The 21,896-nt window shown below is 70.5% G+C and carries 23 protein-coding genes; 13 read left to right on the forward strand and 10 right to left on the reverse strand.

Features of this window, described 5'->3' with window-relative positions:
- Positions 1 to 41: 41 nt before the first annotated feature.
- A complete protein-coding gene (locus FB561_RS36205) occupies positions 42 to 1,421 on the reverse strand; it encodes an MFS transporter (protein ID WP_145814593.1) in 1,380 nt (459 codons plus the stop codon).
- 55 nt (positions 1,422 to 1,476) lie between these two features.
- Between FB561_RS36205 and FB561_RS36210 the strand changes: the two genes are divergently transcribed.
- Complete coding sequence (locus FB561_RS36210) at positions 1,477 to 1,821, forward strand: MerR family transcriptional regulator (RefSeq protein WP_145814594.1); 345 nt, start codon at positions 1,477 to 1,479, stop codon at positions 1,819 to 1,821.
- A 3-nt stretch (positions 1,822 to 1,824) separates the two neighbouring features.
- On the opposite strand, the gene FB561_RS36215 is transcribed toward FB561_RS36210, so the two are convergent.
- Positions 1,825 to 2,553, reverse strand: coding sequence for an SDR family oxidoreductase (locus FB561_RS36215; protein ID WP_145814595.1), 729 nt, complete (start codon positions 2,551 to 2,553; stop codon positions 1,825 to 1,827).
- 121 nt (positions 2,554 to 2,674) lie between these two features.
- Here FB561_RS36215 and FB561_RS36220 point away from each other — a divergent pair, with 121 nt between their 5' ends.
- The 4 genes from FB561_RS36220 to FB561_RS36235 all read left to right on the forward strand — a co-directional run bounded on the left by FB561_RS36220 (position 2,675) and on the right by FB561_RS36235 (position 5,909).
- On the forward strand, positions 2,675 to 3,211 hold the full coding sequence (locus FB561_RS36220) for a MarR family winged helix-turn-helix transcriptional regulator (protein WP_145814596.1): 537 nt from the start codon (positions 2,675 to 2,677) through the stop codon (positions 3,209 to 3,211).
- Positions 3,208 to 4,812, forward strand: a complete 1,605-nt coding sequence (locus tag FB561_RS36225; protein ID WP_145814597.1) for an MDR family MFS transporter — start codon at positions 3,208 to 3,210, stop codon at positions 4,810 to 4,812. The genes FB561_RS36220 and FB561_RS36225 overlap by 4 nt, the downstream gene beginning before the upstream one ends.
- A 204-nt stretch (positions 4,813 to 5,016) precedes the next feature.
- Positions 5,017 to 5,610, forward strand: a complete 594-nt coding sequence (locus FB561_RS36230) for a hypothetical protein (RefSeq protein WP_145814598.1) — start codon at positions 5,017 to 5,019, stop codon at positions 5,608 to 5,610.
- Positions 5,610 to 5,909 carry a hypothetical protein gene (locus tag FB561_RS36235; protein ID WP_145814599.1) on the forward strand — a complete coding sequence of 100 codons (300 nt, stop codon included), beginning with the start codon at positions 5,610 to 5,612 and terminating at the stop codon, positions 5,907 to 5,909. The genes FB561_RS36230 and FB561_RS36235 overlap by 1 nt, the downstream gene beginning before the upstream one ends.
- Before the next feature lie 48 nt (positions 5,910 to 5,957).
- On the opposite strand, the gene FB561_RS36240 is transcribed toward FB561_RS36235, so the two are convergent.
- The 3 genes from FB561_RS36240 to FB561_RS36250 are packed head-to-tail and all read right to left on the reverse strand — an operon-like array spanning position 5,958 to position 9,799.
- On the reverse strand, positions 5,958 to 7,229 hold the full coding sequence (locus tag FB561_RS36240) for an AI-2E family transporter (protein WP_145814600.1): 1,272 nt from the start codon (positions 7,227 to 7,229) through the stop codon (positions 5,958 to 5,960).
- Between the two features lie 30 nt (positions 7,230 to 7,259).
- Entirely contained in the window at positions 7,260 to 8,645 is a 1,386-nt protein-coding gene (locus tag FB561_RS36245; RefSeq protein ID WP_145814601.1) for a glutamate mutase L, read from the reverse strand.
- Positions 8,642 to 9,799 carry a cystathionine gamma-synthase gene (locus tag FB561_RS36250; protein ID WP_145814602.1) on the reverse strand — a complete coding sequence of 386 codons (1,158 nt, stop codon included), beginning with the start codon at positions 9,797 to 9,799 and terminating at the stop codon, positions 8,642 to 8,644. The genes FB561_RS36245 and FB561_RS36250 overlap by 4 nt, the downstream gene beginning before the upstream one ends.
- Positions 9,800 to 9,975: 176 nt before the next feature.
- Between FB561_RS36250 and FB561_RS36255 the strand changes: the two genes are divergently transcribed.
- The 4 genes from FB561_RS36255 (at position 9,976) to FB561_RS36270 (ending at position 13,352) form a co-directional block, all read left to right on the forward strand.
- The gene (locus FB561_RS36255; RefSeq protein WP_145814603.1) at positions 9,976 to 10,557 is read left to right on the forward strand and encodes a hypothetical protein; all 582 of its coding nucleotides are present in this window, start codon (positions 9,976 to 9,978) and stop codon (positions 10,555 to 10,557) included.
- Between the two features lie 8 nt (positions 10,558 to 10,565).
- Positions 10,566 to 11,753: a hypothetical protein gene (locus FB561_RS36260; RefSeq protein WP_145814604.1), complete on the forward strand. Its 1,188-nt coding sequence runs from the start codon at positions 10,566 to 10,568 to the stop codon at positions 11,751 to 11,753.
- Between the two features lie 181 nt (positions 11,754 to 11,934).
- The gene (locus tag FB561_RS36265) at positions 11,935 to 12,516 is read left to right on the forward strand and encodes a hypothetical protein (RefSeq protein WP_145814605.1); all 582 of its coding nucleotides are present in this window, start codon (positions 11,935 to 11,937) and stop codon (positions 12,514 to 12,516) included.
- An 8-nt stretch (positions 12,517 to 12,524) separates the two neighbouring features.
- Positions 12,525 to 13,352, forward strand: coding sequence for a hypothetical protein (locus FB561_RS36270; RefSeq protein ID WP_145814606.1), 828 nt, complete (start codon positions 12,525 to 12,527; stop codon positions 13,350 to 13,352).
- Between the two features lie 75 nt (positions 13,353 to 13,427).
- Here the strand turns inward: FB561_RS36270 and FB561_RS36275 are convergent, their stop codons facing one another.
- Positions 13,428 to 14,015 carry a TetR/AcrR family transcriptional regulator gene (locus FB561_RS36275; RefSeq protein ID WP_145814607.1) on the reverse strand — a complete coding sequence of 196 codons (588 nt, stop codon included), beginning with the start codon at positions 14,013 to 14,015 and terminating at the stop codon, positions 13,428 to 13,430.
- 87 nt (positions 14,016 to 14,102) lie between these two features.
- Between FB561_RS36275 and FB561_RS36280 the strand changes: the two genes are divergently transcribed.
- Entirely contained in the window at positions 14,103 to 16,265 is a 2,163-nt protein-coding gene (locus tag FB561_RS36280; protein ID WP_145814608.1) for an MMPL family transporter, read from the forward strand.
- A 94-nt stretch (positions 16,266 to 16,359) separates the two neighbouring features.
- Here FB561_RS36280 and yczE read toward each other — a convergent pair whose 3' ends face one another.
- Positions 16,360 to 17,028, reverse strand: a complete 669-nt coding sequence (gene yczE, locus FB561_RS36285; RefSeq protein WP_145814609.1) for a membrane protein YczE — start codon at positions 17,026 to 17,028, stop codon at positions 16,360 to 16,362.
- A gap of 62 nt (positions 17,029 to 17,090) precedes the next feature.
- Here yczE and yczR point away from each other — a divergent pair, with 62 nt between their 5' ends.
- Positions 17,091 to 18,533: a MocR-like transcription factor YczR gene (gene yczR / locus FB561_RS36290; protein WP_145814610.1), complete on the forward strand. Its 1,443-nt coding sequence runs from the start codon at positions 17,091 to 17,093 to the stop codon at positions 18,531 to 18,533.
- Between the two features lie 87 nt (positions 18,534 to 18,620).
- Positions 18,621 to 19,271, forward strand: coding sequence for a peptide-methionine (S)-S-oxide reductase MsrA (gene msrA / locus FB561_RS36295; RefSeq protein ID WP_145814611.1), 651 nt, complete (start codon positions 18,621 to 18,623; stop codon positions 19,269 to 19,271).
- A gap of 50 nt (positions 19,272 to 19,321) precedes the next feature.
- Here msrA and FB561_RS36300 read toward each other — a convergent pair whose 3' ends face one another.
- The 3 genes from FB561_RS36300 to FB561_RS36310 form a co-directional block, all read right to left on the reverse strand.
- Entirely contained in the window at positions 19,322 to 19,759 is a 438-nt protein-coding gene (locus FB561_RS36300) for a DUF6228 family protein (protein WP_337692339.1), read from the reverse strand.
- 102 nt (positions 19,760 to 19,861) lie between these two features.
- Entirely contained in the window at positions 19,862 to 20,620 is a 759-nt protein-coding gene (locus FB561_RS36305; RefSeq protein WP_145814613.1) for a class I SAM-dependent methyltransferase, read from the reverse strand.
- Between the two features lie 114 nt (positions 20,621 to 20,734).
- Positions 20,735 to 21,262 (reverse strand): DinB family protein, encoded by a 528-nt coding sequence (locus FB561_RS36310; protein ID WP_145814614.1) that lies wholly within the window; start codon positions 21,260 to 21,262, stop codon positions 20,735 to 20,737.
- A gap of 63 nt (positions 21,263 to 21,325) precedes the next feature.
- On the opposite strand from FB561_RS36310, the gene FB561_RS36315 reads away from it, so the two are divergent.
- On the forward strand, positions 21,326 to 21,868 hold the full coding sequence (locus FB561_RS36315) for a DUF1707 SHOCT-like domain-containing protein (protein ID WP_145814615.1): 543 nt from the start codon (positions 21,326 to 21,328) through the stop codon (positions 21,866 to 21,868).
- Positions 21,869 to 21,896: the final 28 nt, after the last annotated feature.

Consider the following 21,896-nt stretch of genomic DNA (forward strand, 5'->3'; position numbering starts at 1 on the left):
CATCTCCGCCGACAATGCGCTTGTCGTTTTGGGCAGTCCGCTCAGCGGGACCGGCGGAAGACCTGCGCCACCAGGGTCAGCACGGCGAACGCCAGGATCACCCACACCCCCGGCGGGAACATCCCCGGCTCGGTCCCGGGCGCGATCGCGGCGGTGACCACGGCCAGACCGGACGCGCCGCCGACCTGGAGCGAACTGTTCAGCAGCCCAGCCGCCAGGCCCTGCTCCTCGTCGGCCACCCCGCTGGTCCCGGCGACCATCAACGCGGAGATGCTGAGCGCGAAGCCGAGCCCCCACAACACCGACGCGGGGAGCAGGACCGTCCACAGGTCCGGCTCGGGGCCGAGCCGCAGCAGCAGGGCGTACGCGGGGATGAACGCGGCCAGCCCGGTCAGCAGGACCCGGCCCACGCCGTACCGGCTCAGCAGGGCGCCGAGCTTCGGGCCGATGAGGACGACCATCAGGCCGGCCGGGAGCAGGACGAACGCCATCTGCCAGGGCTGCCAGCCGTTCACGTTCTGCAGATAGAGGGCGAGCAGGAACTGGAAGCCCATCGCCCCGCCGTACAACAGGGCGGCGCTCACGTTCGCGGTCGCCAGGGCGCGGTTGCGGAAGATCCCGAGCCGGACGAGCGGGCGGCGGACGGTCCGCTCGATCATGCCGAACGCGGTCAGGAGTGCGGCGGCCACCACGAGTCCGCCGATCGTCCGGGTCGAGGTCCACCCGGCGTCCGCGGCCGACGACACGGTGAACACGAACAGCAGCATCCCACCGAGCAACGTCACCGCTCCGCCGACGTCGAGCCGCTCCCGCTCGGTCCGCGGTGGGTCGGGCGGCAGGTACCGGATCGCGGCGAACACCAGCAGGACCGCGATCGGGATCGGCAGCACGAACGTCGCCCGCCAGTCGATCGTGGCGAGCAGACCGCCGACGAGCAGCCCCGAGGAGTACCCGGAGGCCTCGAAGACGTTGAAGATCCCGAACGCCCGGTTCCGGTGCGGACCCTCGGGGAACGTGGTGGTCAGCAGCGACATCGCGGCCGGCGCGGTGAACGCGGCCGCGGCGCCCTTCAGGAACCGGGACACGATCAGCAGCACCGGATCGGTGGCCAGCGCGCCGAGCAGCGAGACCACGGCGAACACGGTCATCGCAACGACGAGCACCCGCCGCCGCCCGAACAGGTCGGCGCACCGCCCACCGAGCAACAGGATGCTGCCGAACGCCAGGATGTACGCCCCGGCCAGCCACTGCGCCACGGCCGCGGTCATGCCCAGCTCGTGCTGGATCTGCGGGATCGCGACCGTGATCATCGAGATGTCCAGGCCGTCGAGCAGGATCACCCCGCTGCAGATCAGCAGCGCGATCCAGGTCCGGGCCGGCCAGCGCGGTGGAACTTGGGTGGACGCGGAATGTTGACTCATACCGGGCACGTTAGGAATTCACACCGGTGTCAAGGTCAAGTCCGAAGAGGTGCGCATGCTGATCGGCGAGTTGTCCCGGCGGACGGGAGTCAGCCCGCGCCTCCTGAGGTACTACGAGGCGCAGGGCCTGCTGGAGCCCGACCGCGGCCCGAACGACTACCGCAGCTACACCGAGGACGCGGTCGCGACGGTCCGCAAGATCCGCGCCCTGCTCGGGGCCGGGCTCACCACCGAGGTGATCCGCGCGGTCCTCCCCTGTGTCCGCGGTGACGGCACGCGGTTCGACTGGTGCCAGGACCTCCGCGACATCCTGGCCGGCGAGCTGTCCGCGATGGACCAGCGGCTCGACGACCTCCGCCGGACCCGGGGCACGCTGGCCGGCCTGATCGTCCAGAGCTGACCGCTACCCGCGTCCGGCGTACGGCATGCCGGCGGCCATCACGGTCAGCGTCGGCACCGCCACGGTGACGGGGAGCTGCGCGACCCGGACCACGAAGTCGGCCACGATCCGCGGATCGAAGGTGGGCTCGACCGCCGTCGTTCCGTCCGGCTGCAGCGCACCCTGCTCCATCCGCTCGGTCATCGCGGTAGCCGCGTTGCCGATGTCGATCTGGCCGGCGGTGATGCCGTGCGGGCGGCCGTCGAGCTCGAGCCCTTTGGTCAGCCCGGTGATGGCGTGCTTGGTCGCGGTGTACGCGATCGCGTGCGGCCGCGGGACGTGCGCCGAGATCGACCCGTTGTTGATAATCCGGCCGCCCTTCGGGTCCTGCCGCAGCATCCGCGCGAAGGCGGCCTGGGCACACAGGAACGAGCCGGTCAGGTTCGTGTCGACGACCTGCCGCCAGTCCGCCTCGGCGACGTCCTCGACCGACGCGGCCGGCATCCCGATCCCGGCGTTGTTCACCAGCACGTCGATCCGCGGCAGCGCCTCGAAGAACGCCCGGACCGCGGCGCCGTCGTTCACGTCGAGCACGCCGTACCGCACCTGGCCGGCGCCGAGCTCGGCCGTCTCGCGCAGCTTCGCCTCCGTCCGCCCGGTCACCCAGACACCGAAGCCGGCCCCCGCCAGCGCGAGCGCCATCTCCCGCCCGAGCCCGGACCCGCCCCCGGTGACGACTGCGATCTTCTCCATCCGACCCTCTTCCCACGCTGTCCGTGACCGTCAGACTACGAATAGTTACTCTCTTGCGGCGATAGGACCATCTTAGGAAACTCATTTGCGTGTATCACGCAAGCATGTATATGCTTGCAGCATGCAAGCAAATGACGCGTACGTTCCGCAGACCCCGATCGAGGGTGTGCTGCACGCGTTCACCCGGATCGGCCGGCGGCTGAAGTCGAAGGCGCCGGGTGACACGATCGACCACAGCGCGCACGTGCTGTTGTTCGTGCTGCGCTGCAACGGTGCCCTGCGGCTGTCCGACCTGGCGGCCAAGATGGAGCTCGACGCCTCCACCACGAGCCGGCACGTCCGGGCGATGGAGCAGGCCGGCCTGGTCCGCCGCTCCGCGGACCCCGACGACGGCCGCGCGTTCCGGGTCGAGCTGACCGAGCGGGGCATCGAGGAATGGGAGGCCGCGGCCAAGCGCCGGACCGCCCTGCTGGCCCAGGCCATGGAGGGCTGGACCGACGAGGACATCGTGACTTTCGAGCGACTGATGACGCGCTTCGCCGAGGGCGTCACCACCATCGTCGACGCACGTGGCGGCGACCCGAGGGCCTGGGCCGACAAGGGCTGGGCGATCGCCGCGCGGCAGAACACCGAAGAGAACGTGGAGAGCACCAGATGAGCACCACCGAGTCCGCCCCTGCCGGCGGGCCTCAGTCCACCCCGGACGCACCGGGGTACCTGTCCCACAAGCAGATCCTGGTCGTGCTGGCCGGGCTGATGGCCGGGATGTTCCTGGCGGCGCTCGACCAGAGCATCGTCGGGACCGCGTTGCCGCAGATCGTCAGCGAGTTCAACAGCCTGGACAAGCTGTCCTGGGTGGTCACCGCCTACCTGCTGACGTCCACCGCCTCCACCCCGCTGTGGGGCAAGATCTCCGACCTGTACGGCCGCCGCCCGCTGTTCATCGCGGCGATCGTCACCTTCCTGGCCGGTTCCGTGCTGTCCGCGATGTCGCAGAACATCGAGATGCTGATCGGCTTCCGGGCCGTCCAGGGTCTCGGCGCCGGTGGTCTGATGTCGCTCGCATTCGCCACCATCGGCGACGTGATCCCACCGCGCGAGCGCGGTAAGTACATGGGGTACTTCGGGGCCGTCTTCGGGCTGTCCTCGGTGGCCGGGCCGCTGCTCGGCGGTCTGCTCACCGACGGTCCGGGCTGGCGCTGGATCTTCTGGATCAACCTGCCGATCGGCCTGGTCGCGCTCGGGATCGTCGCCGCCGTGCTCAAGCTGCCGCACGTGAAGCGCTCGCACAAGATCGACTACCTGGGCGCCGCCGTCGTCACCGCCGCGGTCACCACGCTGCTGCTGGCCGTCTCCTGGAGCGGCCCGGACCACGGCTGGGGCGCCGGGACGACGATCGGGCTGCTGGGCGCCGCGGTCGTGCTCGCGGTCGCCTTCGTCCTCATCGAGCTGCGGGTGGCCGAGCCGATCATCCCGATGGACCTGTTCAAGGGCCGGATCTTCTCCGGGTACGCCGGGTACGCGTTCCTGCTCGGGTTCGCGATGTTCGGCGCGCTGATCTTCCTGCCGCTGTACCTGCAGGCCGTCAAGGACCTGTCGCCGACCGCGTCCGGGCTGGCGCTGCTGCCGATGATCGTCGGGATCTTCAGCGCGTCGATCCCGAGCGGCCAGCTGATGAGCCGCACCGGCCGGTACAAGATGTACCCGATCATCTCGGCCGTCCTGGTCGGCGGGGCGATGGTGATGCTGTCCACGATCGGCCTGCACACGCCGTACTGGCAGCTGGCGATCTACATGTTCGTGATGGGCTCCGGCCTGGGTCTGTCGATGCAGATCACCGTCACCGCCGCGCAGAACAGCGTGCCCCGCAAGCACATGGGCACCGCGACCTCGACGATGACCTTCTTCCGCTCGATGGGTGGCGCGATCGGGACCGCGGTGTACGGCGCGGTGCTGACCAGCCGGCTGAAGGAGCACCTGGGCGAGATCGTCCCGCAGACCGCACAGAACATGGTCGGCATGCTGGCCAAGGCGGCCAACAGCGTCGACGCCCTGCACGCGCTGCAGCAGCCGATGAAGGGCTGGGCGCTGCTCGGCCTGGTCGAGGCGATGGGCGACGTCTTCCTGGTCTCGCTGCCGTTCCTGGCGATCGCGCTGATCATCGCGGTCATCACCCCGGAGCAGCGGCTGGCCGGCCGCACCGACGGCGAGGCGAAGCCGGAGGACGTCGAAGCCTCCGCCGCGGCCGCGATGCACTGACCCACGGCACTCCGAACCACCGCCTCCCGGGCCGCAACGGCCCGGGAGGCGGTGGTCTGTCCGGGCCCGGTTTCGTCGCGGGATAACCGGCAAACCCTTTCCTGGACAGTATCTGGGACGTCGTCTCGATGCAGCTCAAAGTGACCCCCGCAGCGCTTTAGGTTGCGGTCGGAAGACGACGCTCTGAACGACGGGAACAGCTTGGTGAAGACTCTCGACCGGCCGCTGGACGACGACGACCGCGCGATGGCGGACCTCGCCGAGGTCCGTGACTGGCGTCGCGTCGCCGGTGCGTTCAGGAACCAGAACGGGTCGGCCGCTGTCCGCAAACTGGTCCGGCGGGTCAAGTCGGCGACCGGGTGGAAGCCCTGGCCGTACGGCCGCGACACCGTCATCGACGACCTGCTCGACGGCTGGGGCTTCCTGACCAAGCGCGGGACCGAGATGGCCGTGTACGGCGACCAGGTCCTGCCGCACAGCCCGTTCAGCGGCTGGGTGGCGTACGAGATCGGCCGCGCCGACCTGGCCGCAGCCGAAGCCGGGCTGGACGAGAACTGGCCGGCCAAGTTCCAGCTGGCCTGCAAGCACTGGGGACAACCGGCGTACATCGGGCTCGACAACAGCCCGCAGTTCGTCGACGAGTGGGCGTCCGGCGCCGGCCTGGACCGGCGTCACCTCGCGGTCTGGACCCCACCGGGAGCCGAGATCCACCTCTACAGCAACAAGCCGTCGAAAGACCCGGTGACCCTCTCGGTGGGGATAAACTACGCGGTCTACCTCAACGAGGAGGGCACGTGATGGCTGTACCACCGAACATCGCCGAGGCTCGGCGCCAGCGGGAGGCGCACCGGGACGCCCTGGCCAACAGTCCCGTGCGGCCGCCGGCCAACAGCGTCTCGCCGGACCGGCTGACGTCCGTCGCCAGGGGGTACGGCCGCGGGGGCGCCGGAGTCGGCGACGACCTGGCGAACAGCTTCCGCGCCGGCACCACACCTTCGCCGCGGTCGACCAGCCGGCCAGGATCGGCCGCCGACGAGCGGCAGGGCACCCGGCCCACCGGGTCGCGCGGCAAGGGCAATCAGGGTCCGGCTCTCTGAGTCAGCGGGCCGCCTCGTCGCGACGAGGCGGCCGGAGCCCCGGGGTACTCAGCCGTCGGTGATGTCCTGGATCGGCCGCCGGAGCGGTCTTCGGGGCAGAGGTCTGGGGGGTTCGGGGTCCACGTCGTTGCCGGCCAGGTGATTGACGATGGTGTTCACCACGGCCGCCGTCGGGACGGCGATCAGCGCTCCGACGATACCGGCCACCACGACGCCGGTCGCGATCGCCAGGATCACCGCGAGCGGGTGCACGCTGACCGCGCGGCCGAGCAGGAACGGCTGCAGCACATGGGCTTCCAACTGCTGCACGCCGATCACCACGGCGAGCATGATCACCGCGATCAGCGGGCCCTTGGCGACCAGCGCGACCAGGACCGCGACACCGCCGCTGACCAGGGCGCCGACCACCGGGACGAACGCGCCGACGAAGACCAGGATGCCGATCGCGCTGACCAGCGGCAGCCCGAGGATCGCGGCGCCGAGCGTGATCCCGATCGCGTCCACGGCCGCGACGATGATGGTCGCCCGCACGAACGCGGTCAGCGAGACCCACGCCTTCCGGCCCGAGGAGTCCGCCTTCTCGCGCGCCTGCCGCGGGAACAGCCGGACCAGCCAGGCCCAGATCTGCTCGCCCTGGTAGAGGAAGAAGAACAGGCAGAACAGCGAGATGAACAGCCCGGCGACCACGTGCGTCGCCGTCGTCCCGACCTCGGCCGCGCGCTGCCCGATCACGCCGCCGGACATCACCGTGTCGCGCAGCTGGTTCAGCGCGTTGGTGATGTCGGCGTCGGTGATGTTCAGGTTGACCCGGGCCAGGTCACGGAGTTCCTGCACGCCCTGACCGACCTGGGTGGACAGGTCCTCGAACTGGCTGGCGATCTGCGTCCCGACCAGGGTGAGCAGACCGGCCACCACCACGATCGTCGCGACCACGGTGAGCCCCGCTGACGGACCTCGCGGGATCCGTACCTTCTGCAGGGCGTTCGTGACCGGGACGAGCAACGCGGTGAGCAGGATCCCGACGGTGACCGGGACGACGACCTCGGACAGGTACCGCAGCAGGTACCCGATCACGCCGAGCGCGGCCACGACCACCAGGAACCGCCAGGCCCACGCGCTCGCGATCTGCATGCCCGGCGTCACCCCGGTGTCCACCCGGCCGCGGCTCGACGCCACCACCACGCGGTCGGCGGCGTCCGGGACCACGCTGTCGCTGACGTTGTCGGCGACCTCGTTGTCCGCCACCGGGCTGGGCCCGTCGCGCCCGACCTCGGGTACGTCCACCTGGTCCGGGTCCTCGGTGTCCCTGGGCTCGCTCATCACACCCCTCCCAGCTAGCTGGTCCCGAGACTAGTGCCCCTGACCGGCCGTTCCATGAATGCCCGAACCCACACGCCGGGCCAGGCCCTCCGCTGCGAGCGGATCCACCTCGGCCAGCAGACCGACGCCGGCCAGCACGTAGTCCTGGTCGACGCAGGTCCGCGCCTCGGCCGGGACCAGCCAGCCCTCCTCGCGGGCACCGTGCGCGACCGCGCCGAGGATCCGCTCGGCCACCTCGGGCGGGTTGTGCCGCAGCACTCCCCCGGACCCGACCAGCAGATCCACCTCGCGCAGGTCCTTGCCGGACCGCTCGATCACCCTGCCGCCAGGACCGAACACGACGCGTTGCCGCCCCGCGTGCCGCCTGAGTGCCACCGTCGCGGCCACCCGCGCCAGCGTCTCGTCGTACGCCGCCTCGCCGCTCCCGCCCGGCAGGTACGCCGGGTCGTCGTGTCGCCGTTGCGCCGCGGTGAGGAGGGCGGGGTCGTCGGTGAGCAGCCCGGCCTCGATTCCGGCCTGGACCACCGGGACCGCGCTCCACCGCATCCCCAGGTCGCCCTCGACGGTCCGGGTGACCGGGTGGGTCGCGACCACCTCGCGGCCGAGGTTCGCGTCCTCCGGGTCGAGCTCGATCACCGAGTGCACGTCCGTGGTCGCGCCGCCGATGTCGACCACGGCGACGTCCCCGTGGATCCCGGCGAGCACCTCGACGCCCCGCAGCACGACGTCGGGGGTGGCGGCCCGGATCATCGCGGCGAACCCGGGGTCGCGGGACAGGTGCTTGCCGCCGATCACGTGGGCCAGGAACATCTCCCGGATCGCGGCCCGCGCACCGTCCGGCGCGAACACCCCGATCTCCGGGACGACGTTGCCGGCGGCAACGTGCGGGACGTCACCGGCGGCGAGGGTCGCGGCCACCTGGCCCCGGGCCTCGATGTTGCCCGCGACAACGACCGGGCGACGCCACCTGTACCGGGCGAGAACCTCCGCCGCGTTCGTCAGGACCGCGGAGTTGCCGCCGTCGGTCCCCCCGAGCAGCAGGACCACGTCGGGCCGGTCGGACCGCAGCTGCTTCAACGAGGTGGCGGTGAGGCCGCCGCTGACCACGGCGACGACCCGGCCACCGCTGGACAGGGCGACCCGGCGACCGGCCTCGGCGGTGACCAGCTCTTCGTTGCCGACGACACCGATCCGCAGGCCGCCGCCCGCACTCGAACAGGCCAGCACCTCGGCCCGCTCGAGCCCGCGGTCGACCGCGAGCAACTGCTGCCGGCAGGCGGACCAGCCGTCCATCACGTCGGTACCGAGCGTGGTGCGGTACTCGGCCCGGGCGATCAGCTCACCCGAGCCACCGTCCACCGCGACGGCCTTCGTGAAGGTCGACCCGAAGTCGACCGCCACCCACCGGGTGGTCACGCCATCGCGCGGTCGAGATCCTGGAGCAGGTCGTCGACGGTCTCGATCCCCACGCTCAGCCGGATCAGGTCGGCCGGCACCTCGAGCGGGGTCCCGGCGACCGACGCGTGCGTCATCCTGCCCGGGTGCTCGATCAGCGACTCGACGCCGCCGAGCGACTCGCCCAGCGTGAACACCTCGGCCTTGTTGCAGATGTCGATCGCCTGCTGCTCACCACCGCGGACGCGGAACGACACGATGCCGCCGAAGCGCTTCATCTGCTTGGCCGCGGTCTCGCTGCCAGGGTGGCCGTCGACGCCCGGGTACAGCACCGAGCTGACCGCCTGGTGCCGCTGCAGGAACTCGACGACCTTCTCCGCGTTGTCGCTGTGCCGGTCCATCCGGACGCCGAGCGTCTTGATGCCGCGCAGCACCAGCCAGGAGTCGAACGGCCCGGCGACCGCGCCGATCGCGTTCTGGTGGAAGGCGATCTTGTCGGCCAGCTCCTGGTCCCGGACGATCAGCGCCCCGCCGACCACGTCCGAGTGCCCGCCCATGTACTTCGTGGTCGAGTGCACCACCACGTCAGCGCCGAGCTCGAGCGGCTGCTGCAGGTACGGCGAGGCGAAGGTGTTGTCGACCACCAGCAGCGCGCCGGCCTCGTGCGCGATCTGCGCGACGATCGCGATGTCGGCCACGTTCAGCAGCGGGTTGGTCGGCGTCTCCAGCCAGACCACCTTGGTCCGGCCCGGCTGGATCGCGGCCCGGATCGCGTCCGGGTGGGTCACCGCGGCCGGGGTCATCTCGACGCCCCAGGTGCCGAGCACCCGGGAGAACAGCCGGAACGTGCCGCCGTACGCGTCGTCGGGGAACACCACGTGGTCGCCGGGGACGCAGATCGACCGGATCAGGGTGTCCTCGGCCGCGAGCCCGCTGGCGAACGCGAACCCGCGCTGGCCCGCTTCGATCGCGGCGAGACACTCCTCCAGCGCGGTCCGGGTCGGATTCGCCGACCGCGAGTACTCGTAGCCGTTCCGCAACCCGCCGACGCCGTCCTGCTTGTACGTGCTGGTGGCGTAGATCGGCGGGACCACCGCGCCGGTGGTCGGGTCAGGCTCGTTGCCCGCGTGAATCGCGAGCGTCTCGAAACCGTACTGCCGGAGTTCGTCGTTCACCGGACCAGCGTACGTCCTGGTCCTACCCCGCCCGCGGCCCGGTCCACCGATCACGGATCGGCGGCGAATCCCGGCCGGACTCGGCCGTGCCCCGGCGTGTCGGGCGGTTTGGCCCCGTCGGAATCTAACGTTTCCCCAGAGGCCGGCCGGCCATGGACGGAAGGACACCGCGCGGGATGAAGACCCAGGACAGACCCCTGGACGAGGACGACCTGGCGATGGCCGACCTCGCCGAGATCACCGACTGGACCCGGATCGCCGGTCCGGACGACGACGCGGCCGGCCCCGAGGTCGTCCGCGCCCTGGTCTACCGGGTGATGAACGCCACCGACTGGAAGCCGTGGCCGTTGGAGCCGGGCGAGGTGATCGACGAGGCGATGGCGTCCTGGGGGTTCACCACCCGGCGTGGGATCACGATGATCGTGTTCGCCGGGCTGACCTTCTCGGACTGCCCGGACAGCGGCTGGTCGGCGTACGACATCGGCCCGGACGACATCGCGGCGGCCGAGAAGGGCCTGGACGCGGCCTGGCCGGACCACCTCGCGCTGGCCCGCAAGCACTGGGGCGAGCCCGACTACCTCGGCGACGACAGCGCGCCGATGTTCGCCGACGAGTGGGAACCGGGCGCCGGTTCGGGGCGTCGGCATCTTGCGGTCTGGTTGCGGACCGGCGCGCAGTACCACCTGTACAGCAACAAGCCGACCCGCCAGCCGCTCAGTACGGCGGTCGGGGTGAACTACTCCGTGTACATCGACTAGGAGGCCTGATGAGCACGCCGCACCGCGCACCCTCGCGGAACCCGATTCGCCGGCTGGCCGCCGGCGTCTCGCGCTGGCGGAACACCCGCCGGGGCACGGCGACACTGAAGGCCGCCTACGCGCAGGCCGCGCGTGACGCGAAGCGGATGGACCCGGCCGTCCGGGCGGCCGTCGGCCGGGCGAAACTGGGCAAAGAGGACCTCAAGGCGCTGGCGCACTCCCAGATCTCCGCGCACGCCAACCGCGACGGGGGGCTCGCCCAGCAGCTCGATGGCATGGCCGCCGGCCAGATCGCGGCGACCGACCGGCCGCGGCAGCGGACCTTCAACCCGGTCAAGATGGTGCAGAACCGGGTCACCCGCTGGCGGGAGACCCGGCAGGGCACGGCGACGCTGAAGGCCGCCTTCGCCCAGGCGGCCCGGGACGCGAAGCGGATGGACCCGGCAGTACGGGAGGTGATTGGGCGGTCGAAGATCGGCAAGGCCGACCTGGCCCACTTCGTCAAGGCACAGATGGCCCAGTCCCTCGACCCCCGCACCGCCGCCGCCAGAGCGTCCGCCGCCGGGACGCACGTCCCCACCGCGGCCCCTGCCGGTCGATCCCGGCCGGCCCATGCCGCGCCGTCGCAGTCAGCGGGTCAGCGCGTGGCGAACGCCGTCAACACCATGTCGCGCTGGAAGAACGCGGTGAAGAGCGGCTCGGTCGACAAGGCGCGGAAGTTCCGGGACGACTACAACGAGCGTCGCCAGAACCCCACCGGCCGCGCGGCCCGGGCAGCCCAGGCCGCTCAGCCGGCCACCGGCCGGGTCGACCCCGCCTGGACGGCCGGCCCCGGTCAGGCCACGCCCCGGCCCGCGACACTGGGGCAGTCAGCTCCCGCTCAGACGCCCGGTCAGGGTCAGTCGCCCGAGGACAAAGCGAGACTGGCGAAGGCCTTCCACGCCTCGGTGAACAACTCGGTGCCGCTGGCATCGGAGGCGGCGGAGAAGTCGGACAAGTTCGGTGGCCAGGAGTCCGGGGGCGGCAAGCACCGGGCGCCGGACTGGGCGCTCGACGGCAACGCGCCGGCGTCGGGTGCGGTGAAGAACGCGCCGAAGGCCGACAAGTCCAGCGCGGCCGGCCAGAAGGGCGAGGCCCCGGAGACCAGCCGGCACGGCACCGCGACCAAGACCCCGGCTCACCGAGAGCGGGACTGAGGCGTAACCGCCGCGGGTGGGAGCGCCCCCGCGGCGGGCAGCATCAGCCGATCGCGTCGCCGGACCGGCTCCGGACGAACCGCGGGCGGGTCGCGGATGGACCTGCCGGGCCTTAGCGTTGCGCAGACGGCTTGTTGCCCCCGAGCCGTGACCCCGTGGACGGAAGGAACAGGGCACAGGGATGAAGACGCAGGACAGACCGCTCGACGAGGACGACCTGGCGATGGCCGACCTCGGCGACGTGTCGGATTGGACCGCGGTCGCCGGGCCGGACTCGGACGAGACCGGTGAAGCAGTGGTACGCGCCCTGGTCCAGCGCGTGATGGCGGCGACCGGCTGGCAGCCGTGGCCGCTGGAACCGGGCGAGACGATCGACGAGGTGGCCGCCTCCTGGGGTTTCACCACCCGGCGCGGGACCACCATGGTCGTGTTCGACGGGCTGACGTTCTCCGACTGCCGCAACTCCGGCTGGTCGGCGTACCAGATCGGGCCGGACGACATCGCGCAGGCCGAGGCGGGCCTGGACGCGCACTGGCCGGACCACCTGGCCCTGGCCGTGAAGCACTGGGGCGAGCCGGACTACGTCGGCGACGAGTCCAGCCCCACGTTCCTCGACGAGTGGGCGCCCGGGGCCGGTACCGACCGCCGGCACCTGGCCGTCTGGCTGCGGCCCGGCGCGCAGTTCCACCTGTTCAGCAACAAGCCGACCAAGGACCCGCTGACACCGGCGGTGGGTGTCAACTATGCGGTCTACCTCGACTAGGAGTACTGATGAGCACTGAGGGTCTGTGGAAGCAGGGCGACCAGAAGGCCGCGCTGGAATGGCTGGCCAACCTCGACACCAAGTCCCAGGTCGCGCTGCAGCGGTCCATCCGGACCCATCAGGCGCTCGGCCCGGTCTACAACGCCATCGCGCGGACCGTCCACTTCGCCCAGCGGAACACCACCCGGCTGAGCGACTTCGCCCAGCGGCTGGCCAGCAGCGGCAAGAACAGGTACCAGCAGGCCAAGGAGAAGCACGAGACGAAGTCCGCCGCGCGCAGTGAGCGCAGGGCGGAGATGGTCAGCAACGTCAAGGAGAACGTCGCCAACGCGAAGCAGTGGGCCGGCGACACCCGCCGCGACCTGGTCGCCTCGGGCAAGGAAGCGGCGGGCAAGGCGGTGGCCGCCGGAAAGGAGACCGCCGCGAAGGGCTCGCGGTGGTTCAACCAGAAGATCAGCAACGGAGCGGCCCGGGCGAGCGCGGCGTTCGCCGGGATCGCCGCCCGGCGCAGCTCGCCGGAACTGCAGGGCCCGGACCTGAAGCTGCCGACGAACCTGCAACTGGCCGAGCACCTCTCCCACGTGGCGACGGCCACGACGCCGGAGCAGCTCGCGAAGGCCGAGGCGAACCTCGGCAAGTTCATCGACGCGAAGCGCACCGAGCTGCAGTCGGCGCAGACCGGCGTCAACAAGGCGCAGAACCTGGCCTGGGCACTGCAGGGCAGCTCGCCGGCCGCCGGGGCGGTCCAGCAGAAGCCGGCCGCCGGTCAGCCGGGCCAGGCCGCCGAGAACAAGCAGGGCGGCAAGCACCGCAAGCCCGACGGCAAGGAGATCTGACCTTCCGTACTCCGTGCAGCGCCCGTCGACGGTCCCCCGTCGGCGGGCGTTTCGTTTGTCCGGACCGGCCAGGCCTCAGGCGTCGGCGGGGGCGTGGGCGCGCAGTGCCAGAACGGCGGTTGCGGCATCGAGCAGATGGGCCCGGAGCTCGGCGTCGCTGATCTCGGCCGTGTTGAGCCCGGAGGAGAGCACCGCGCCGATCACCTCGACCGCGGCCGCCGCCAGCACCCGGTCCCGCGGCGTCGGATCGTCCCCGGCCAGCCAGAGCTGGAAGGCGCGGCTGCGCGCGATCAGGTCGTCCAGGTCGTCGCCGAACGCGGCCAGCACCGCGGCCACGTCCCGCAGCACGGTCGGCCCGGTGGACCGGTGCTTGATCACGACGTCCAGGTACGCCCCGAGCAGTTCGCGCTCGCTCTCCGGTGACCAGGGCACCGTCTTGATCAGCTCGAAGATCTGGTTCATGTCGTCGAAGAACGTGCCGATGATCGCCCGGAGCAGGTCCTGCTTCGACGAGTAGTGGTAGTACAGCGACGCCTTGGTGATCCCGACCTGTTCGGCGATCTCGCGCAGGCTCGTCTTCTCGTACCCCTGACTCGAGAACAGCTCGAGGGCGGCGCGGTGGATCTCGCTCTTGGTGTCCCGGGTTCGCGTCTCGTGCTGCATGTCACCACTTTCTCACTTCCCGTGCCTACCGGACGGCAGGTAGTCTACCAACCGACCGGCAGGTAGACAGCAGCTCAGGAGGGTTCCGTGTTCACTCGGCTCGGGCGATTCGTCGTCCACAACCCCTGGAAGGTGATCGCCGCCTGGGTGATCGCGGCGATCGCCGTGGTCGCGTTCGCACCCACGCTGGCCGACGTCACCAACAAGGACCAGGCCAGCTTCCTGCCCGACAAGTACGAGTCGGTGCAGGCGCAGAAGCTGGCCGCGGACGCGTTCGGCCAGACCAACGACGCCACCGCGAGCATCGTGGTCAAGCGTGCCGGCGGCGGTGAGCTGACCGCCGCCGACCAGGCCGAGGTGACCGAGCTCGCGAAGAAGATCACCGACGCCAAGATCGAGCGGGTCACGGCCGCTCTGACCGGACCGCAGGCGCTCTCGCCGAACAAGCAGGTCCAGCTGGTCTCCGTCGGGTTGAAGGGGATGCCCGACGACCAGGCCGTCCTGGACGCGGTCCAGAAGGTCCGCGACGTCGCCGGGCCGGCCCTGGCCGACAGCGGGCTCGAGTACGGCGTGACCGGTGACGCGGCGTTGTTCCTGGACAACCAGGACGCGTTCGAGAACGCGTTCGTGGTGGTCGGGATCGCGACCCTGGTCCTGATCGTCGGCCTGCTGCTGTTCATCTACCGCAGCCCGGTGGCCGCGTTGCTGCCGATCCTCACGGTCGGCCTGGTCAGCGCGATCGCGCCCGGCCTGATCGCGCTCGCGGCCAAGGCCTTCGACCTGCAGGTGACGCAGGACCTGCAGACCATCCTCACCGTCGTGCTCTACGGCGTCGGCACGGACTACATCCTGTTCCTGCTGTTCCGGTACCGCGAGCGGCTGCGGGCCGGCGAGGAGCCGAAGCAGGCCCTGGTGATCGCGACCGCCCGCGTCTCCGAGGTGATCGTGTCGGCGGCCGGGGCGATCGTGGTCGCGTTCAGCGCGCTGCTGCTGGCGGTGTTCGGCGGGTTCAAGAGCCTCGGCCCGGGCCTCGCGATCGCGGTCGCGGTGATGGCGTTCGCGGCGATCACGCTGATCCCGGCGGTCGTGTCGCTGCTCGGCCCGAAGGTGTTCTGGCCGTCGAAGTCGTGGCAGCAGACGCCGAAGGGCGCGATGTTCAAGCGGTTCGGCCGGTTCACCGCGAAGCGCCCGGCCGTGGTGGCGATCCTGTCCGGCGGCCTGATGGTCGCGCTCGCGCTCGGCGCGCTCGGGATGAAGGTCGACTACGACGCGTTCAGCCAGCTCCCCGACAACACCGAGTCCTCCCGCGCGGTCAAGGACCTGCAGGCCGGCTTCCCCGCCGGTGCGCTCAACCCGACCACCGTGTACGTGAGGTCCACCGACGGTACGCCGCTCGACCCGGCCGAGCTCACCGCATACGCCGGGAAGCTGGCCAAGGTGGAAGGTGTCGGAGCTGTCCTCCCGGCTGCCGCGGACGGTTCGCCGGCCTTGCTCAACCAGGACAAGACCGTTGCCCAGATCAACGTCGTGCTGGCGGACCCGCCGTACGCGACCTCTGCGCTCGACCTGGTCGACGGGAAGCTGCGGGACGCCGCCCACGCCGAGGCGCCGGACGGTACGACCGCTCTGCTCGGTGGGGTCACCGCGAGCTACACGGACATCCGGGACGCGAACACCCGGGACCTGTCGGTGATCTTCCCGGTCGCGGGTGGGCTGATCGCGGTCATCCTGGCGCTGTTGCTGCGGAGCCTGCTGGCGCCGCTGGTGCTGATGATCGCGGTGGTGCTCAGCTTCTTCAGCACCACCGGCGCGACCGTGCTGGTGTTCCAGGGCGCGGCCGGTCATGCAGGCGTGACGTTCTCGCTGCCGATCATGCTGTACCTGTTCGTGGTTGCCATCGGCACCGACTACAACATCCTGATGGTGGCCCGGTTGCGGGAGGAGGCCGAGCGCGGGACGGATCCACGGGAGGCGGCCGACCTGGCGATCGAGCACGGTGGCCCGTCGGTCGCGGCGGCCGGGCTGATCCTGGCCGGTACGTTCTCCTCGCTGATGCTGGCCGGGATGGCGCTGCTGACCGAGATGGGATTCTCGGTCGCCGTCGGGATCGCGATCTCCGCGTTCGTGATGTCGATCTTCCTGGTCCCGAGCGTCACCGCGTTGCTGGGTGACAAGGCCTGGTGGCCGCGGAAGCCGCGCCAACGGGCCAAGCCGGCTCCGGAGGAGCGTGAGTTGGCGCCCGTCGGCTGACGCCGCTCCCCCACAGACCGCAGGCAGAGGGGTCCTGCGAGGCGAGGCCCTGGACCACCGGTCCAGGGCCTCGCCGTTGGTACCTGCCGTTGGGTCAGGTGGTCCTGGCCGGGTGGTCGAGGCGGACGGTGAAGATCGGCAGCAGGACGTGGACGAGCGGGCCGATCGCGAGGGCGTACGCCACCGTGCCGAAGCCGACCACGCCGCCGAGCAGCCAGCCGATCGCGAGCACGCTGACTTCCAACGTGGTCCGGACCAGCCGGACGCTCAGCCCGGTCCGGCGGACCAGGCCGGTCATCAGCCCGTCCCGGGGACCCGGGCCGAACTGGGCGCCGATGTACAGCGCGCCGGCGAGCGCGTTCAGCACGATGCCGCTCGCGATGAAGACGATCCGCAGCCACAGCGCGTCCGGGGTGTGCAGGAGGTACAGGGTGAGGTCGGTGACCAGGCCGATCACGATCGCGTTGCTGATCGTGCCGAGCCCGGGCCACTGACGCAGCGGGATCCAGGCCAGCAGGACGACGAAGCTCATCGCGATCACCACCGTGCCGAAGCTGAGCGGCAGGTGCTTGGTGATCCCGGAGTGCAGCACGTCCCATGGGTCCAGGCCGAGGTTGCTCTCGATCATCAGGCCCATCGACCCGCCGTACAGCGCCAGCCCGGCGTACAGCTGGACCAGGCGGCGCGGCAGGTGGCCGGCGCGGAGTTGCTGCAGCGGGTTCAGCGCGGCGAGAGTGCGTGGGGCTTCGGCAGTGGCGGTCACTCGTCCAGTTTGTGCCTCGATTGGCCTGGTGATCGATAGCCACTTGGGCAATAGTGGACTGTATGAGCACGCGACACGTCCCCGCGAGTACGTTGACCGGCCTGCTGGGCGAATGGGCCGACGCCACCGGCCCGGCGTACCGGGCACTGGCCGAGCGGTTGCGGCTGCTGATCGCGGACGGGCGCGTCATCCCCGGTTCGCGGCTGCCGAGTGAGCGGGAGCTGACCGACGCGCTCGGTGTCAGCCGGACCACGGTCGCCTCGGCGTACCGGGAGCTGCGCGACCGCGGGTACCTGGTGAGCAAGCGCGGGTCCGGCAGTCTCACCGCGCTCCCGTCCCGGATCGAGCCCGAACTCGGCCGCCACCACGCCCCGGGGATCGAGACGGACGGGCTCTACGACTTCACCTGCGCCGCGTCGACCGCCGTACCAGGGGTGAGTGCCGCTGTCGCCGAAGCACTCGAGGATCTCCCCCACCACCTCGCCACGCCCGGGTACCACCCGCAGGGGCTGCCCGTGCTGCGGGAAGAGATCGCGGCCGCGTACGAGGCGCGCGGGTTGCCGACATCGCCGGACCAGGTGATCGTCACCGCCGGTGCGCTCGCGGCCACGTCGATCGCGGTCCGGGCGATGACCCAGATCGGTGACCGGGTGCTGACCGAGAGCCCCACGCACCCGAACTCGATGGACGCGATCCGGCGTAGCGGGGCCCGGGTGGTCGCCGCCCCGATGAGCCCGGGTGGCTGGGACCTGCCGTTGCTGGAGGCCACCATCCGGCAGACCTCGCCGCGGGCCGCCTGGCTGGTGGTGGACTTCCAGAACCCGACCGGCCGGCTGATGCCGGCCGCGGACCGGGAGCGGCTGGCGATCGCGTTCGCCCGCAGCCGGACCACGGCGATCGTCGACGAGACGTTGTTCGAGCTGTCCCTCGACGGCCAGGAGATGCCGCCGCCGTTCGCCGCGTACGACCCGGGCGGCGTGATCACGGTCGGCTCGGTGAGCAAGTCGTTCTGGGGCGGCCTGCGGATCGGCTGGCTGCGGGTCCCCGAGTCGCTGGTCGCTCGGGTTCTGGACGCGCGCGCCTCGATGGACCTGGGCGCCCCGGTACTCGAACAGCTCGTGGTGGCCCGGCTGCTCCGCGACCGAGCCGCGATCCTCCCGGAACGCCGGCTGGAACTGCGGTCCCGGCGCGACACCCTGGCCGCGGCACTCCGGGAACACCTGCCGACGTGGCGCTTCGAGGTACCAGGGGGCGGGCTGTCGTTGTGGTGTGAGCTGCCGGCCGCGGTCGGTTCAAGTCTGGTGGGCGTGGCTCAGCGGAACGGGGTACTGCTCGTGGCTGGGTCGCGGTTCTCGGCGGAGGGCGGGCTGGAGCGGTTCATGCGGTTGCCGTACACGCAGGATGCGGACACGCTCCGTGACGCGGTCGAGCGGCTCGCGTCGGCGTACGCCCAGCTCACCGAGGCGCCGGCGGTACGGCGGACCGCGTCGGCCCTGATCGCGTGACGTCAGCGCGCCGTAATGTCCCGGGGGAAGGTTCGTCCGGGAGATCGCGTTGGACGACAATGAGAGTCACTCTGCGAGAGGTGTGAGATGTCGTTCTTCAAGCACAAGACAGCCCTGGTCGAGCCCGACGCCGCGCTGCCCGGCCGCGCCGAGCCCGGATTCGCCGTCCCGGCGGACAACATCGTGCTCGGCACTCCGCAGACCGCGCCGGCCCCCGAGGGGTACGAGGAGGTCTGGTTCGGCACCGGGTGTTTCTGGGGTACCGAGGAGATCTTCTGGCAGCTGCCCGGCGTCTACACGACCGCCGTCGGCTACGCGGGCGGGTACACCCCGAACCCGTCGTACGAGGAGGTCTGCACCGGCCGGACCGGGCACACCGAGGCGGTCCGGATCGTCTACGACCCGGCGAAGATCTCCTTCACCGACCTGCTGAAGGTCTTCTGGGAGACCCACGACCCGACCCAGGGAATGCGCCAGGGCAACGACCTCGGCTCCCAGTACCGCTCGGCCGTCTACTACACCACCGAGGCCCAGCGCGAGGAAGCCGAGCGCACCAAGACCCTGTACGCCCCGGTGATCGCCGACCGCGGCTACGGCGAGATCACCACCGAGATCGCCCCGGCCTCAACCTTCTACTACGCCGAGGGCTACCACCAGCAGTACCTCTCCGACTTCAAGAACCCCAACGGCTACCGCTGCCACAGCAACACGGGCGTCTCGTTCCCTGCCGACGGCTGAGACCTGACAAAGAGGGCGCACCTTTCGGTCGCGCCCTCGTGGTCAGCGTCTCACCGTGAGGCTGCGAAGAATTGCGCTACCTCGGTGCTGAGTGCGTCCATCTCGGCACCGGCCTCGACGTCGAACTCTGCTGACGTTTCCCACACATCTCGGTGATGAGTGGACCGCAGATGGACCCGCAGCGTCACATGGCCGCGGCTCGACCACTTCGCCACGATCCGGAGCTGCCCCTCGAGGCTGCGCCACTCGCGGACGCCCTCCCATCCGCGGAATCGCTCAGCCAGGTCGCTGAAGTAGGCGTCCAGCGAATCCCCTTCCAAGCTCGTGACGACGGCTTCTGCCTCCAGCCCCTCACCGGTGATGGAGACCAGGTAGTCCAGCACAGCATCCTGCCAAGGCCGCTGTGGCGCGCTCAGCATGAGTCGTACCGAACGTTGTCGAGCCGCTACCAAGAGCACGACCGGTTCGCCAGGGAAGGGTTCTCGCACCGCTGAATCCTGGCACAGCCCACCTGCTACCCCGACCGGCTTCTATCGCCCGCGAGGTATCGCAACCACCAGCAACCTTTCCGATCTCAACGACCCGAACGGCTACTCGCGGCGGGCGAGGTGGAGGTGGAGTTCGGCGTCGAGTTCCACGGTTTCGGGGAGGACCTGGAGGATTCGGCGGAAGACCTGGTCCCGGTCGGCGGGCGGGAGCATGACGTACGCCGAGACCGTCGAGAGTTGTCCGACGTAGTCGTGGGCGCTCATCGTCAGACGCCGGTCGATCACCGACTGCCGGACATCGGTGAACCACTCGGATTGCTGCAGCTCCGTGCCGGGCCACTGCATCGGGCGATCCGCGGGTGTGCCGTCGGGCGACGGGACGCCGTCGTCCGCGAGGTACGGCGCACGGGCCGCGCGCACGGCCTCCTTGAGCGCCGGATCGGCCAGCTGGATCGGTGCGCCGAACGAGGCGAACACACCACCCGGCCGGACGAGTGCGGCCATGCGGTCCCACCGGCCTTCAGGTTTGGTCCAATGGAGCGCGGCGGCCGAGTACACGAGGTCGTACGACGAATCCAGCGGCAGATCCTCGAATGCGGCCTGCTCGGTCGTGACGTTGGCCGGCAGGTGTTTCCGCAACTCCGCGAGCATGGCCGCGTCCGGGTCGGTCGCCGTGACCGCGATCCCGCCCTGCGCGAACAAGTGGGTCGCTTTGCCGGTCCCGGCGCCGATCTCGAGCGCGGTCCGGATCGGCCCACCGGCGTACGCCGTCACCAACTCGAGGACTTCCGCCGGATACCCGAACCGGAACCGTTCGTACGCCTCTGCCACCGACCCGAAGCTCAACGCCCGCTCAACCATCCCGGCATCCTGGCACCTTCCACACCCCAGAGCCCGCCATTTTCCAGGCAGGAACAGCGCCATCACCAGCAGTACCGACTCTTGCCGGTCGGGGCGCTCGCGGGTCCTGGGTGGTTAGCCCATGCTTTTCTGGCCGTCGATGGCTTCTCGGATGATGTCGGCGTGGCCGGCGTGCTGGGCTGTTTCGGCGGTGATGTGGAGGAAGACGCGGCGGACGGTCCAGAAGACGCCTGGTGGTTGCCACGGGGCGGCCGGGAGTTCGTAGCTGGTGTCCAGGTCGAGGGTGCGGACCAGGTCGTCGGTTGCGGCGGCGACCCGCTCGTACTCCGCGAGGGCTCCGGCCAGCGTTTCGCCTTCGGTGAGGCGGAACTGGTCCTGCCATTGGGCGAGCAACTCCGGGGTGAACTCGGTCTGCTCGGGCACGTCCTCGCCACCCGTCTGGGCGAACTCGGCCCACCTCTGCTCGACCGCGGTGACGTGCTTGATCAGGCCACCGACGGTGAGCTCGCTGACGGTACTGCGGGTGTTCGCCTGCTCGTCGGTCAGGCCTTCGGCGGTGTGCCGCAGGAAGTAGCGGTGCTTGGCGAGGAAGTCCAGGATGTCGGCGCGCTCGCCGGTGACGGCCTGCTCGGATGAAGTCATACTCCGAGCGTAGACACCGAAGCGGCCAGGATGTGACCTCTACCTCGGCGGTACAGTCGTCCTGTGACCGCCCTGCCGGAAGACCGCCCGCCGATGATCGGCAACGAGGACCGTGACGCGGCTGTGCAGCGGCTGCAGGACGCCTACGCCGACGGGTACCTCTCGCACGACGATCTCGAGGAACGCCTCCACCAGGTGCTCACCGTGAAGACGCAGGGCGAACTGGTCGTGGCATTGGGCTCGCTTCCGGCGGAGAAGGCGGCCACGTCGTCCACGATCGCGGCCGCCGGTGGGCGGATCCAGCGGCGGGGCGTTTGGCGCGTCCCGCGGAACCTCAAGGTCGAGTCGGCGTTCGGCCGGGTGCGGCTTGATCTGTCCCGGGCGATCATCGAGGACCCGGTGGTCGACCTCGAACTGCAGCTCGGGACCGGCCGGGCCACGATCGTCGTCCCCCGGGATGCGGTCGTCGACATCGAGGGTCTGCAGACCGGATGGAAGGACACGTCGTACCGCCCCCGGCGAGGCGCTGGTTCGGGCGGGCCGACGATCCGGGTCTCCGGGACGATGGGGTTCGGCCGGCTGAAGATCCGTCACGCGCGGCGCTGACTCTCCTTTCTGCGGCAGGCTTCTGGGC

The organism is Kribbella amoyensis (genome assembly GCF_007828865.1).
GTDB classification, from domain to species: domain Bacteria; phylum Actinomycetota; class Actinomycetes; order Propionibacteriales; family Kribbellaceae; genus Kribbella; species Kribbella amoyensis.